Origin of the sequence: uncultured Ralstonia sp. (assembly GCA_913056305.1) — a bacterium.
In the GTDB taxonomy this organism is placed as follows: Bacteria; Pseudomonadota; Gammaproteobacteria; order Burkholderiales; family Burkholderiaceae; genus Ralstonia.
This window is the reverse complement of the sequence record CAJXMR010000115.1, coordinates 1-14,578: the sequence shown is the minus strand read 5'-3', so window position 1 is coordinate 14,578 and position 14,578 is coordinate 1. Positions and strand designations below refer to the sequence as shown.

The window sequence follows — 14,578 nt, the reverse complement described above, 5'->3', positions numbered from 1 at the left end:
GCTGGTGATTGGCGCAGTGGCAGGTTGGCTGGCCGGCATGCTGGTCAAGGGCGGCGGCTTCGGCCTGATCGTCGACATCATCGTCGGCATTGTCGGGGCGTTCATTGGCGGGTGGCTGGCGGGCGTGCTGCACATCTCCCTGGGCGGGGGCTGGATCGGGTCGATCATCACGGCGGTGATCGGCGCGGTGATCCTGCTGTTCGTGATCCGGCTCATCAAACGCGGGTAGCCATCGCGCACGCGGCCAGCGCTCCCGGTGGGGCCTGGCCGGCATCATCCGAACCGCCGGATTTCGCTGCACACCCCATCACCTAGACTGGTTGGTACAAGGACAACGAAGCCACGCCACATGCGTCGGCGCGGCGAAGCGAGACCGCCATGTCTGACCAGCCGTCCCCACCGCAAGAACTCTACGAAGGGTTCGAGATTCATGTGGTGCCCAGCCCGACCCGGGCTGACAACACGCGCTACACCTACACCGGCTACGTGTGCCATCCGGGCGCCGATCCTGCGTTGCCCGGCCACGTGGTGACCTTCCACGCCGACGGCGACGACAGCTTCCACAGCCCGGAAGAGGCCATGCAGGAAGCCGTGCACGTCGGACGCAGCATCATCGACGGCACCCATCCCGACCTGTCCGTGCTGTCGCTCGTCACGCACGGGTACTGACGCCTCATCACCTCGCACCCACGGTGCCCGCACGTGATGCGCCGATGGCGCCACATGTGCGCCCGGCGTATTTGCTGTACCGCACCATAACGAACCGCCTTCGCACCGAAATCGTGCGTGATGCCGCCCCGGCGCGAAGCACATCCCCCTGGCAATTTCGCCCAGAACCGCGATAGATCAACGCTTTGCAGCCCTGGCACACCTGTTGCGTAGCACCATTGCGCGGGTCAATGGCGATCCGCTCTTCGTGGTGACAGCCCTGGTGCCCGGGGCTTTTGGACAACGGCGTCCCAGAACCTGGCCTAGTGCCTGGTTCTCGGACGCCTTTCTTTTTTTCGCGGCTCCTGAGTGGGATTCAACATGACCGGCAAAGCCACCCGCATCGATCTGTTCAGCCTGCGCACGCCGCAGATGCGCGCCTTCCATCTGACGTGGCTGGCGTTCTTCGTGTGCTTCTACGCATGGTTCGCCTGCGCGCCGCTGATGCCGGTGCTCAAGGGTGAGTTCCACCTCACGCCCGGACAGATCGCCAACATCAACATCGCGGCGGTGGCGGTGACGATCCTGGTGCGCCTGATTGTCGGCCCGCTGTGCGACCGCTTCGGCCCGCGCAAGACCTATACCGGCCTGCTGGTGCTCGGCGCCATCCCTGTGCTGGGCGTGGCAACGGCGCAGAGCTACGAGGCCTTCCTGTTCTTCCGCCTGGCGATCGGGGCGATTGGCGCGAGCTTCGTCATCACGCAGTACCACACCTCGGTCATGTTCGCGCCCAACGTGGTGGGCACCGCCAACGCGGCGGCGGCCGGCTGGGGCAACGCGGGCGGCGGCGTGGCGCAGGGCACGATGCCGCTGCTGCTGACCGCCATCGTGATGCTGGGCGTCACGCAGAGCATGGGCTGGCGCCTGGCCATGGTGGTGCCGGGTGTGGCGATGCTGATCGTTGCGGCGCTGTACTGGCGCTATACGCAGGACTGCCCGGAAGGCAACTACGCCGAGCTGCGCGCCGCCGGCAAGACCATCGAGGGCGGCAAGAAGGGTGGCTGGGGCAGCTTCGTGACCGCCGCCGGCAACTACCGCGTGTGGCTGCTGTTCATCACCTACGGCGCGTGCTTCGGCGTGGAGATCTTCATCCACAACATCGCCGCCACCTACTACGTCGATCACTTTGGCCTGTCGCTGTCGGCCGCCGGCATGGCAGCCGCGAGCTTCGGCCTGCTGGCGCTGTTTGCCCGCGCGCTGGGCGGCATCGTGTCGGACCGCGTGGCACGCCGCCGCGGCCTGGATGGCCGCACCCAACTGCTGTGCCTGCTGATGCTGGGTGAGGGCCTGGGCCTGCTGGCTTTCGCACATGCCGGCAGCGTCACGCTGGCGGTGCTGGCGATGCTCGGCTTCGGCCTGTTCACCCACATGGCTTGCGGCTCGACCTATGCGCTGGTGCCGTTCATTGACCGACGTGCGCTCGGCGGCGTGGCCGGCATCATCGGCGCGGGCGGTAACGCAGGTGCGGTGGCGGCCGGGTTCCTGATGAAGGGCCTGGGCGACACGCAGCAGACGCTGTCGGTGCTGGGCGTGCTGGTGGCGATCTCCGCCATCTGCGCCGTGGCAGTGCGCTTCTCGGCAGAACACAAGGCGCGCGAACAAGCGCTGTATGACAACACGCTGGCGGCTGCCGGCAACGCGTAAGGAGACATCGCCATGACCATGAAGATCGTCGTCATCGGCCACGGGATGGTGGGCCACAAGTTCCTGGAGAGCCTGCTGCATGCCCCGGGCCACGACCTGCAAGTCACCGTGCTGTGCGAAGAGCCGCGCCCGGCGTACGACCGCGTGCACCTGTCGGAATTCTTCAGCGGCAAGACCGCCGAAGACCTCTCGCTGGTCGCGCCGGGCTTCTTCGATCGTGACGACGTGGTGCTGCGCCTGAACGCCCGCGCCACCTCCATCGACCTGGCCGCCAAGCAAGTGACCACCTCCACCGGCGAAGTGCTGCCGTACGACAAGCTGGTGATCGCCACCGGCTCGTCGCCGTTCGTGCCGCCCATTCCCGGCAAGGACCGCAAAGACTGCTTCGTCTACCGCACCATCGAAGACCTCGAAGCGATGCTCGAATGCAGCCAGCGCGCGAAGTCTGGCGTGGTGGTCGGCGGCGGCCTGCTGGGCCTGGAATGCGCCAAGGCCCTGCGCGACATGAAGCTGGAGCAGACCCACGTGGTCGAGTTTGCTGGCCGCCTGATGGCGATGCAGGTGGACGACGGCGGCGGTCGCATGCTGCGCCGGAAGATCGAAGACCTGGGCGTGACGGTCCACACGCAAAAGAACACGGTGGAGATCGTCGACGGCGTGGAAGGCAAGCACCGCATGCAGTTTGCCGACGGCACGCACCTGGACGCCGACATGATCGTCTTCTCCGCCGGCATCCGCCCGCGTGATGAGCTGGCGCGTGCGTGCGGCCTGGCAGTGGGCGAGCGCGGCGGCATCGTGATCGACTCCGAGTGCCGCACCTCGGCGCCGGACGTGTACGCGATTGGTGAATGCGCGCTGTGGGGCGGGAAGGTCTACGGCCTGGTCGCGCCTGGCTACGAGATGGCGCGCATCACGGCCAAGCAGATCCTGGCGGCGGAGGAGGAGTCCTCCTTCACCGGTGCCGACATGAGCACCAAGCTCAAGCTGATGGGCGTGGATGTCGCCAGCCTGGGCGATGCGCAAGGCCTGACCCCGGGCAGCCGCAGCGTGCAGTTCACCGATGAGCGCAAGCAGATCTACAAGAAGCTGGTGGTGTCGGAAGACGGCAAGTACCTGCTGGGCGGTGTGCTGGTGGGCGACGCCACCGAATACGGCACGCTGCTGCAGATGATGCTCAACCGCATCGAGCTGCCGGAGGCGCCTGAATTCCTGATTCTGCCGCAGGCCGACGGCAACGCGCGCCCGGCGCTGGGCGTGGATGCGCTGCCCGACGCCGCGCAGATCTGCTCGTGCAACGACGTGTCGAAGGGTGCACTGTGCCAAGCCGTGTGCGGGGGCGCCACCACCGTGGGCGCGCTCAAGGACGCGACGAAAGCCGGCACCTCGTGCGGCGGCTGCGTGCCGCTGATGACGCAGGTGATGAAGGCCGAGATGAAGAAGCAGGGCCTGGCCGTCAACAACCACATTTGCGAGCACTTCCCGTATTCGCGCCAGGAGCTGTACCACCTGGTGCGCGTGGGCCGCATCCAGTCGTTCGAGGCGCTGCTGGAAGCGCACGGCCACGGCATGGGCTGCGACATCTGCAAGCCGGCCGTGGCGAGCATCCTGGCCTCCTGCTGGAACGACTTCGTGCTCAAGACCGAGCACGCCGGCCTGCAGGATTCCAACGACTACTTCCTCGCCAATATCCAGAAGGACGGCACGTATTCCGTGGTGCCGCGTATGCCGGGCGGCGAGGTGACGGCGGACGGCCTGATCGCCGTCGGCCAGGTCGCCAAGAAGTACGGCCTGTACACCAAGATCACCGGCGGCCAGCGCGTGGACCTGTTCGGCGCGCGTCTGGAGCAGCTGCCGCTGATCTGGGAAGAGCTGATCGCGGCCGGCTTCGAGTCGGGCCATGCGTATGGCAAATCGCTGCGTACGGTGAAGTCGTGCGTGGGCTCCACGTGGTGCCGCTATGGCGTGGGCGATTCGGTCGGCTTTGCCGTCGCTCTTGAGAACCGCTACAAGGGCCTGCGCTCGCCGCACAAGCTGAAGTTTGGCGTGTCGGGCTGCACGCGAGAGTGCGCGGAAGCGCAGGGCAAGGACGTCGGCATCATCGCCACGGAGAAGGGCTGGAACCTGTACGTATGCGGCAACGGCGGCATGAAGCCCCGCCATGCCGAACTGCTGGCCGCCGATCTGGACCAGGCCACGCTGGTCAAGCTGGTCGACCGCTTCCTGATGTTCTACGTGCGCACGGCGGACCGCCTGCAGCGCACCAGCACCTGGCGCGACAACCTTGAAGGCGGCCTGGACTACCTGAAGGACGTGATCGTGGGCGACAAGCTCGGCATCGCCGCTGAACTCGAAGCCGAGATGCAGCACGTGGTCGACACCTATCAGGACGAGTGGAAGACCGCCGTGACCAACCCCGAGGTGCGCAAGCGCTTCCGCCACTTCGTCAACAGCGAGGCGGGCGATGCCAACGTCGTGTTTGTCGAAGAGCGCGGCCAGATCCGCCCGGCCACGCTGGACGAGCGCAGCAACAAGCGCCCGGTCCGCATCCCCGTTGTCGCTGAAGCCGCCTGAACCAGAGAAGGAGACCATCATGCAAGCATCCCGCTGGACCCCCATCTGCGCCCTCGATGACATCGTGCCCAACACCGGCGTGTGCGCGCTGGTGGGCGATGAGCAAGTGGCCGTGTTTCGCGTCGCCGCTCATGTGGCCGATGCGGCGCCGCAGGACGTGTACGCCATCGCCAACTACGACCCGAACTCCGATGCCGCCGTGCTCTCGCGCGGGCTGGTCGGCAACCTGGGCGAGCGCATCGTCGTCGCCTCGCCGATCTATAAGCAGCACTTCGACCTGGCGACGGGCGAATGCCTGGAGGCGCCGGCCAACTCGGTGCATGCGTACGCGACCAAGGTTGAGAACGGACGCATCTGGGTGGGCGTATGACTGCCACGTCCGTGCGCCCCAAGCTCGTCGTCATCGGCAACGGCATGGCCGGCATGCGCACGGTCGAGGAGCTGCTCAAGCTGGCGCCGGACCTGTACGACATCACCGTGTTTGGCGAGGAGCCGCACGGCAACTACAACCGCATCCTGCTCTCGCCGGTGCTGGCGGGCGAGAAGCGCGTGGACGACATCATGCTCAACACGCGCGCCTGGTACGACGAGAACGGCATCACGCTGCACGCGGGGGACCCGGTGGTAGCCATCGATCGGCCGCGCCGCACGCTGCGCTCGCGCGACGGCGTGGAGATGCGCTATGACCGCCTGCTGATCGCCACCGGGTCGCGCCCGTTCATCCTGCCCGTGCCGGGACACATGCTGCCGGGCGTGATCGCCTTCCGCGACATCCAGGACGTCGAGACGATGCTGGAAGCCGCGCGCAACCATCGCCATGCGGTCGTCATCGGCGGCGGCCTGCTCGGCCTGGAAGCGGCCAACGGCCTGATGCGCCAGGGCATGGACGTGACCGTGGTGCACCTGCCCGACACGCTGATGGAGCGCCAGCTCGATAAGCCTGCTGCCAAGCTGCTGCAGCAGGCGCTGGAGGCCAAGGGCCTGCGCTTCCTGCTCGGCGCGCACACCGCCGAACTGATCGGCACGGATCGTGTGACCGCCGTGCGCTTCAAGGACGGCAGCGAGATCCCCGCCGACCTCGTCGTCATGACCGCCGGCGTGCGCCCGAACATCGAACTGGCACGCGCCGCCGGCCTGCATTGCGAGCGCGCCATCATCGTCGACGACACGCTGCAAACCTATGACCCGCGCATCTACGCCGTGGGTGAATGCGTGCAGCACCGCAGCGCGACCTTCGGCCTCGTTGCGCCCATCTGGGACCAGGCCCGCGTGTGCGCCGCGCACCTGGCCGGAGCGGGCCATCGCCGCTACATCCAGCAGGCCACGGCGACCAAGCTGAAAGTCACGGGCGTCGACCTGTACTCCGCCGGCGACTTCATCGGCGGCGACGGCACCGAAGACATCGTCCTGCGCGACCCGCGCCGCGGCGTCTACAAGCGCCTCGTGCTCAAGGACGAGCGCGTGGTCGGCGCGGTGCTCTACGGCGACGTGGCCGACGGCCCGTGGTACTTCGACCTGATTCAGCGCCAGACCCCCATCACGCCGATCCGCCAGCGCCTGCTATTCGGCCGCGCGCTCTGCGAGGCCGTTGCTGCCTGAAGACGAGGGCCTAACCATGACGATGACGACCATCCCCATCTTTCCGGCCACCGAGGCTGTGCGCACCACCTGCCCGTACTGCGGCGTCGGCTGCGGCGTGCTGGCGACTCCGCAGGTGGATGGCACTGTCGGCATCGCGGGCGATCCGGCGCATCCGTCCAACGCGGGGCGCCTGTGTGTGAAGGGCTCGGCGCTGGGGGAGACGGTCAGTCTCGACGGCCGCCTGCTGTACCCCGCCATGCGCGAGCGCACGCATGACGTGGACGCGCCCGTCGCGCCGCTGCATCGTGTGTCGTGGGACACCGCGCTCGATACCGTCGCGCAGGGCTTCCGCCGCATCGTCGACGAGCACGGCCCCGATGCCGTGGCCCTCTATGTCTCAGGCCAACTGCTGACCGAGGACTACTACGTCGCCAACAAGCTGATGAAGGGCTTCATTGGCTCTTCCAACATCGACACCAACTCGCGGCTGTGCATGTCGTCGGCGGTGGCGGGGCACAAGCGCGCGTTTGGCGAAGACCTCGTGCCGGTCTGCTACGACGATCTGGAAGCAGCGGACCTGATCGTGCTGGTCGGCTCCAACACCGCGTGGTGCCACCCGATCCTGTTCCAGCGCATCGTGCGCGCCAAGGAGGCGCGCCCCGGAATGAAGCTGGTGGTGATCGACCCGCGTCACACCGCCACGTGCGAGTTGGCCGACCTGCACTTGCCCGTCAAGCCCGGCACCGACGTGCAGCTGTTCAACGGCCTGCTGTCGTTCCTCGCGCGCCGTGGCGTGATCGACCGCAACTTCGTCGACCTGCACACCAATGGCCTGGACGACGCCCTGGGCGCCGCCGATGCCGACAGCGGTGATGTGGAAGCCGTCGCCCGCGCCTGCAAGCTCAAGCTGGATGACCTGCTCACGTTCTACAGCTGGTTTGCCGACACCCAGCGCACCATCACCGCGTTCTCGATGGGGGTGAACCAGTCGTCGGCGGGCACGGACAAGGTCAACAGCATCATGAACTGCCACCTGCTCACGGGCCGCATCGGTCGTGTGGGCATGGGGCCGTTCTCCATCACGGGCCAGCCGAATGCGATGGGCGGCCGCGAGGTGGGCGGCCTCGCCAACATGTTGGCCGCGCACCTGGAGCTGCACGAGCCTGCGCACCGCGACTTGGTGCAGACCTTCTGGAACGCCCCGCGCATGGCCGACAAGGTGGGCCTGAAGGCGGTTGACCTGTTCGAAGCCATCGAAGCCGGCCGCGTGAAGGCGGTGTGGATCATGGGCACCAACCCCGTCGTCAGCCTGCCCGATGCGGATCAGGCGCGCCGCGCGCTCGCCAAGTGCGAACTCGTCGTCGCCTCCGACATCGTGGAAGCGACCGACACCACGGTGCTGGCCGACATCGTCCTGCCCGCGCTGGGCTGGGGCGAGAAGGACGGCACCGTCACCAATTCCGAACGCCGCATCTCGCGCCAGCGCGCCTTCCTGCCCGCACCCGGCGAGGCGCGCGCTGATTGGGACATCATCGCCGACGTGGCCCGCCGCATGGGCTATGACGGTTTCGACTTCAAGGCCACGCACGAGGTGTTCGACGAGCACGCGCGCCTGTCCGCTTTTGCCAATGACGCTGGCGGCGTGCGCCGGGCCTTCCACCTGGGCGGCCTGACGGGGCTGGACCGGGATGCCTACAACGACATGACGCCGGTGCAGTGGCCCGTCACGCTGTCGGGCAGCAGCGAAGCCCGCCTGTTCAGCGATGGCCGGTTCGCCACCGCCGACGGCCGTGCACGCTTCGTGCCGACGCCGGCCCGCGCACCTGTGCACGCGACCGACGGCGACTACCCGCTCATCCTCAACACCGGCCGCGTGCGCGACCAGTGGCACACCATGACGCGCACCGGCCGCGCGCCAAAGCTTGCTGACCACGTGCCCGAACCCTTCGTCGACCTGCACCCGCAGGACGCGCTGCTGGCCGGCGTCCGCGAGGGCAACCTGGCGCGCGTGTCGTCGCGCTGGGGCAGCGTGGTGGCGCGCGTGCGCATGAGCGGCGGCATCGCGCGCGGCAGCGTGTTCGTGCCGATCCACTGGAACGGCCAGTTCGCCTCCGACGCGCGCGTGGGGGCGGTGGTCAACCCGGTGGTCGATCCGGTCTCCGGCGAGCCCGAGTTCAAGCACACGCCGGTGATGGTCGAGCCGTTCGACGTGGCGTGGCACGGCTTTGTGCTGTCGCGCCGCGCGCTTGATACCGATGACGCGACGTGGTGGACGCGCATCCAGGGCAAGCAGTTCGTGCGCTACGAGCTGGCAGGGCGCCAGCATCTGGGGTCGGTGCAGGACTGGGCGCGCAAGCTGCTCGGCGTGGATGATGCACACGCCGATTGGCTCGAATACGAAGACACCACCGCGCGCGTCTATCGCGCCGTGCATGTGGTGGACGACCGCATCGAGGCCTGCGTGTTCCTGTCGCCGCGGCCGGACCTGCCGTCGCGCAACTGGCTGGCGGGGCTGTTCGCGCAGGAGCGCCTGGAAGACCTCGACCGTGCCGCCGTGCTGCTCGGCCAGCCCATCGCCGCCGGTGCGGACGTGGGCCCGACGGTGTGTTCGTGCTTCGGCGTGGGCCGCAACACCATCTGTGATGCGATCCGCACCCAGGGGCTGCAGTCGACCGGCGAGATCACCGCGTGCCTGAAGGCGGGCGGCAACTGCGGCTCGTGCGTGCCGGAACTCAAACGCCTGCTGGCGGAAACGCGGGTGCCGGTGGAGGAGGCCGCCTGAGGCGTTCCGGACTTACTACATAATTTACCCGGGCAATATTGCGGTTCTAATTTAACCCGGATAGAATCGGCTCCTCTCGTTTCCCAGGAGCCTGTTCATGCATCCCGCATCGGTCATCACCTGCACGGCGTTTGCCGGCGTACAGCGCATCGCCGCCGGCGCGCTGCGCGACGTCGCGCAGGCGGTCAAAACCCATGTCGACCGCCATGCCGATGCCGCCGTACTCGTCTTTGACGACGCCACCAGCGGCGTCATCGAACTCGACCTGCGTGGCACGATCGACGACGTGCTGGCCAGGCTCCCAGCACCCTCCATTCCCGAAACTGCTGAAGAACCCGCGGCACCGCGCGGCCCCGGCCGCCCGAAGCTGGGCGTGACCGCGCGCGAGGTCACGCTGCTGCCGCGCCATTGGGAATGGCTGGCCTCGCAGCCGGGCGGGGCATCGGTTACGCTGCGTAAGCTGGTCGACGTCGCACGCCGTGCCACTGAGGTTCGCGACCGCCAGCGCGTCGCCACTGACGTGGCCTATCGCTTCCTGTCGGCCATGGCGGGCAATGCGCCTGCTTACGAGGACGCCTTGCGCGCCTTGTTTGCCGCCGACGCTGAACGCTTTACCGCTTGCACCGAACCCTGGCCCACCGACGTGCGTGAACACGCGCGCGGGCTGGCCCGGCGTGCGTTCGACGCGGCAGTCTCCTCAACACCCATACAAGAAGAAGGACAACAAACCGTATGAGCAGCACGACTACAACCACTGCGGCTCCCGCTGCGGTCCCCCGTCCGCTGTGGCGGACCTTTCTCGCATTCCTTGGCCCGCTGATCCTTGCCAACATCCTGCAATCGTTGTCGGGCACGCTCAACAACGTCTACGTCGGGCATCTGCTGGGCGTGAAGGCGCTGGCGGCCACCTCGTCGTTCTTTCCGATCCTGTTCTTCTTCATCGCCTTCATCATCGGGCTCGGCTCGGGGGCGGCGGTGCTGATCGGGCAGGCCTGGGGCGCGGGCCAGCGCGAGGCGGTCAAGACCATCGCCGGCACCACGCTGTCGGTGGGCGTGCTGGCCGGGCTGGCGGTGGCGCTGTTGGGTGGGCCGTTCGCGCGCAGCCTGCTGGTCTGGCTTGGCACCCCGGCGGACATCCTGCCGGAAGCCACGCGCTATGCCAGCGTGATGCTCTTCGCCATGCCCGGGCTGTTCCTGTTCCTGCTGGCGACCTCCATGCTGCGCGGGGTGGGCGACACGCGTACGCCGTTGCGCACGCTCATCTTTTCGACGTCGGTGGGGGCGGTGCTCACGCCCACGCTCATCCACGGCTGGCTGGGCCTGCCGCAACTGGGCGTGGTCAGCGGCGCGGTGGCGTCCATCGTGTCGTTCCTGGCGGCGCTGGCCTGGCTGGCGTGGTATCTGCGTCGCCGCAACCACCCGCTCGCGCCCGATGCGGTGCTGCTGAGGCATCTGTGGATCGATGCCCGCCTGCTCGGCAAGGTGCTGCGCATCGGCGTGCCGACCGGCGTGCAGCTGGTGGTGATCTCGCTGGCGGAACTGGCGCTGCTGTCGCTGGTGAACGGTTTCGGCTCGGATGCCACCGCCGCCTACGGCGCCGGCACGCAGATCATCAGTTACGTGCAGTTCCCGGCCATGTCGATTGCGATTACCGCGTCCATCCTCGGCGCGCAGGCCATCGGCGCGGGCAAGGTCGACCGCCTCGACGCCATCGCGCGCACCGGGCTCGTGCTCAACCTGGTGGTGACGGGGGTGCTGGTGCTGCTGGCGACCCTGTTCTCGCGCGCGGTGATCGGCTGGTTTACCGCCAGTGGGCCGGTCCTGGACATCGCGCAGAGCCTGCTGCACATCTCGCTGTGGAGCTCGGTCGTGTTTGGCATGGCGAGTGTGTTTTCTGGCGTGATGCGCGCCAGCGGCACGGTGCTGGCGCCCACCGCCATCTCCATCGTGGCGATTGCGTTGGTGGAGGTGCCGACCGCGTGGGTGTTCTCGCGCACCCTGGGCACGGATGGCATCTGGGTGGCCTATCCGGCAGGCTTCATCGCCATGCTGGTGATGCAGGGGTCGTACTTCGGGCTGGTGTGGCGCCGCCGGGTGCAGCGCTTTGGTATCCGGCGCATGGTGTAGCCCCTTGCGTACGCATTGGTACGTCAACAGACCCTAGAGGATCGGCGCGAACAGCTTGGCCACGTGCATGATCACGCGGCGGACGGGGTGGGCGTGTTCGTATTCGTCGCGGCCGATGCGCGTGGCGTGCGCGAAGTCCGCCTCCAGCATCTGCGCCACGTCGTTGGCGAAGCGGCCGTCGGCGGTCATGACCATCAGCTCGAAGTTCAGGCGGAACGAGCGGTTGTCGAGGTTGGCGCTGCCCACGGCGGCGGCCTCGTCGTCGATCAGCACGACCTTCTGGTGCAGGAAGCCGGGCAGGTAGCGGTAGATCTTCACGCCTGCGCGGATCGCGTGGTTGGCGTACAGCGTGGAGGCCAGGAATACGACGTGGTGGTCCGGCCGCGCGGGGATCAGGATGCGCACGTCCACGCCGCGCAGCACGGCCAGGCGCAGCGCGGCAAACACCGCCTCGTCGGGGATGAAGTACGGCGTGGTGATCCACAGCCGCTTGCGCGCCGACTGGATGGCTTCCATGAAGAACAGCGAGCAGGTCTCCTGCTTGTCGGCCGGGCCGCTGGCGACCACCTGGCAGACCATGTCCTCGGGCGGGCGCGTTTTCGGCACGATCAGCTGCGGCACTTCGCGCGCGGCCCAGTACCAGTCTTCGGCAAAGGTCAGCTGCAGATCCATCACCGCTGCGCCGACGATCTCGATATGCGTATCGCGCCAGGGGGAGAGCGGCGGCTTCTCGCCCAGGTATTCGGTGCCGACGTTGTGCCCGCCCACGTAGGCGCACTCGCCATCCACCACCACCAGCTTGCGGTGGTTGCGGAAGTTGAGCTGGAAGCGGTTGACGAAGCCCGCATGCGTGGAGAACGGCCGCGCGTGCACGCCGCCGTCTTCGAGCCGGTGCACGTAGTGGCCGGGCAGGGCGTGGCAGCCGATGCTGTCGAACAGGAAGTACACGCGCACGCCGGCGCGGGCGCGCTCGAGCAGGAGTTCGGCCAGGCGCTGGCCGAGCGCGTCGTCGTGCACGATGAAGAACTGCACGATCAGCACCTGCCGCGCCTGGGCGATGGCGGCGAAGATAGCGTCGAAGGTCTCGGCGCCGTTGACGAGCAACCGCACCCGGTTGCGCGACAGGCACGGCAGGCCGGTCAGTTGCGGCAGCGCCCGCATGCAGGCGTGGTGCGGTTCCACCACGGCCGATTCATGGTCGCGCAGGCGGCGCCAGTCGTCGGAGAGCGTGATCTCGCGCAGGCGCGCGTTGTGGAAGCGCCGCGCATCGACATAGCCATCAAAGCGGCTGCGCCCGAAGATCAGGTACGGGATCAGCGTGAACTCGGGCAACGTGACCAGCGAGATGGCCCAGGCGATGGCCCCCTGCGAGGTGCGGACGGTCAGGACGGCATGCCCGGCGGCGAGCACGCCCACGCAGTGGACCAGGAAGAGGAAGGTGGCAAATGCGGTGGTACTGGTCGGCATCGGGGATGGAGGTGCAAGCGCGGCCGGGCACACGACAATGCGGGCATTCTGACATAGCGCCCGCCGCTGCGCCCATGGGTTTCGGACGAGCACAGCGGCCTGCCCGGGCGAAACGCAGGATGCTGACGCGCCGCCGCCGTGCTGTCGATGGACGGTAGCAAAACAGTGCAAAGCCGGGTCAGAGCAGGTGCAACGCCGATCGGCGGCACCCACAAAAAACGCCGCGCGAGGCGGCGTTCTTGCGACCGGTCGGGCCGGACAGCGTCCACCCAACCGATCGGATTACATCTTCTGCTTGGTGTTGTCGGCAGCGTTCTCCAGCTTCTGGCCGCCGGACTGGATGTCCTTACCCATGCCGGCCATTGTGTTGCAGCCCGCCAGGACGGCGCAGCCCAGGGCCAGCAGTGCGATCAGTTTCTTCATCTCGTTCCCCTTGAAAGCGGCGCCGCACGACGTTGCGTGCCGCAGCCGGTTAGCGTGATTGCCCACCACCACCGTGGCGGGACAGCACCAATTTTAATGCTGCCGGCCCACGATGGGTGCGTCCAGGCGCGCTTTTCGGAGTCTTCCGTATCACTTACGGCGTATCCCGGTCATTCGCGGAACCGCCCTCCATTTCTCCCGCGCGCCGCCGATATGTCCTTTGGGAGTGAAATGGGTGTGGACAGACGGGCGCGCCAAGGCCGCGCCTCAGCCCATCAATGTCAAAACGGGGGAAACACACGATGTGGAATTGGATGGACACGAGTATTCGCACACGGCTGACGATCCTGGTCGCCGTCTTTGCGGTGATGATCGCGGCGGTGGGAGCCGCCGGCATCGGCAACGGCCGCGCCACCAACGCGGATTTGCGCGCGGTGTACCTGGAAGATGCCAAGGGTCTCGACCTGCTGGCCAAGGACACCATCAACCTGCTGTGGGCACGGATTCACCTGACCAACTTCGATTCGGTGTCGTCGCCGGACGAGCTGAAGAAGCTGCTGGCGGATGCCCATACCATGGTCAACTCTGCCAATGACGCCTGGGCCGAGTTCATGAAGCTGCCGGTGCCGGACGCCGACCGCGCGCAATTGCAGGCCGCCGACGCCGCCCGCAGCAAGTTCGTCAAGACCGCGCTGGAACCCGCTATTGCCGCGCTGGAGCGCAGCGACCTGACCACCTACCGCGATCTCAACACCACCCAGGTGCCGCAGCTGTTCATCGCCTATGACACCGCACTGCAGCCACTGGTCAAGGCCCGCTTCGGCTATGGCCAGGCGCGCTTCGACCACTCGCAGTCGCGCTATGCGACGAGCGTGTGGCTCTCCGGCGGCCTGCTGCTGGCGGCGCTGGTGCTGTCGGTGGTGGCGCGCGGGGTGCTGGGCCGCACTGTGGTGCGCCCGCTGGAGCGCGCTATCCAGGTGTTCGAGCGCATGGCCTCGGGCGACCTCGCCACCCGCATGGACATGCAAACTGCCGCCGGCCGCAAGGATGAAACCGCACGCCTGATGCACGCCGTCGCGTCGATGCAGGCGAGCCTGCAGCAGATGGTGGGGCAGGTGCGCACTGGGTCCGATTCGATCGCCAGCGCCACCAAGCAGATCGCCGCGGGCAATGCGGACCTGTCGCAACGCACCGAGCAGCAGGCTTCGTCGCTGGAGGAAACGGCATCCAGCATGGAAGAGCTGACCTCGATCGTGAAGCAGAACGCCGACAACG

General features: G+C 67.5%; 12 protein-coding genes. 10 read left to right on the top strand and 2 right to left on the bottom strand.

Annotated features, from left to right (window positions below; translation table 11 throughout):
• The first annotated feature begins 1 nt into the window (after position 1).
• The 9 genes from QZ609_RS16945 to QZ609_RS16905 all read left to right on the top strand — a co-directional run bounded on the left by QZ609_RS16945 (position 2) and on the right by QZ609_RS16905 (position 11,413).
• Entirely contained in the window at positions 2 to 229 is a 228-nt protein-coding gene (locus QZ609_RS16945) for a GlsB/YeaQ/YmgE family stress response membrane protein (protein ID WP_295497277.1), read from the top strand.
• 149 nt (positions 230 to 378) lie between these two features.
• Positions 379 to 669 (top strand): hypothetical protein, encoded by a 291-nt coding sequence (locus QZ609_RS16940; RefSeq protein WP_295497275.1) that lies wholly within the window; start codon positions 379 to 381, stop codon positions 667 to 669.
• A gap of 360 nt (positions 670 to 1,029) precedes the next feature.
• Complete coding sequence (locus QZ609_RS16935) at positions 1,030 to 2,352, top strand: MFS transporter (protein WP_295497273.1); 1,323 nt, start codon at positions 1,030 to 1,032, stop codon at positions 2,350 to 2,352.
• 12 nt (positions 2,353 to 2,364) lie between these two features.
• A complete protein-coding gene (gene nirB / locus QZ609_RS16930; RefSeq protein ID WP_295497271.1) occupies positions 2,365 to 4,923 on the top strand; it encodes a nitrite reductase large subunit NirB in 2,559 nt (852 codons plus the stop codon).
• Between the two features lie 19 nt (positions 4,924 to 4,942).
• A complete protein-coding gene (gene nirD / locus QZ609_RS16925; RefSeq protein ID WP_295497269.1) occupies positions 4,943 to 5,293 on the top strand; it encodes a nitrite reductase small subunit NirD in 351 nt (116 codons plus the stop codon).
• Positions 5,290 to 6,522, top strand: coding sequence for an FAD-dependent oxidoreductase (locus tag QZ609_RS16920; protein WP_295497267.1), 1,233 nt, complete (start codon positions 5,290 to 5,292; stop codon positions 6,520 to 6,522). Before nirD ends, QZ609_RS16920 begins: the two co-directional genes overlap by 4 nt.
• A gap of 16 nt (positions 6,523 to 6,538) precedes the next feature.
• Positions 6,539 to 9,286: a nitrate reductase gene (locus QZ609_RS16915; protein WP_295497265.1), complete on the top strand. Its 2,748-nt coding sequence runs from the start codon at positions 6,539 to 6,541 to the stop codon at positions 9,284 to 9,286.
• Between the two features lie 97 nt (positions 9,287 to 9,383).
• The gene (locus QZ609_RS16910) at positions 9,384 to 10,022 is read left to right on the top strand and encodes a DUF2239 family protein (protein ID WP_295497263.1); all 639 of its coding nucleotides are present in this window, start codon (positions 9,384 to 9,386) and stop codon (positions 10,020 to 10,022) included.
• Positions 10,019 to 11,413 (top strand): MATE family efflux transporter, encoded by a 1,395-nt coding sequence (locus tag QZ609_RS16905; protein WP_295497261.1) that lies wholly within the window; start codon positions 10,019 to 10,021, stop codon positions 11,411 to 11,413. Before QZ609_RS16910 ends, QZ609_RS16905 begins: the two co-directional genes overlap by 4 nt.
• Before the next feature lie 33 nt (positions 11,414 to 11,446).
• Here QZ609_RS16905 and cls read toward each other — a convergent pair whose 3' ends face one another.
• Both cls and QZ609_RS16895 read right to left on the bottom strand, forming a co-directional pair.
• Positions 11,447 to 12,880 (bottom strand): cardiolipin synthase, encoded by a 1,434-nt coding sequence (gene cls, locus QZ609_RS16900; RefSeq protein ID WP_295497259.1) that lies wholly within the window; start codon positions 12,878 to 12,880, stop codon positions 11,447 to 11,449.
• A gap of 282 nt (positions 12,881 to 13,162) precedes the next feature.
• Complete coding sequence (locus QZ609_RS16895) at positions 13,163 to 13,303, bottom strand: entericidin A/B family lipoprotein (RefSeq protein ID WP_295497257.1); 141 nt, start codon at positions 13,301 to 13,303, stop codon at positions 13,163 to 13,165.
• Between the two features lie 302 nt (positions 13,304 to 13,605).
• Here QZ609_RS16895 and QZ609_RS16890 point away from each other — a divergent pair.
• Positions 13,606 to 14,578: Tar ligand binding domain-containing protein (locus QZ609_RS16890; RefSeq protein ID WP_295497255.1), on the top strand; the 973-nt coding region annotated here is incomplete at its 3' end.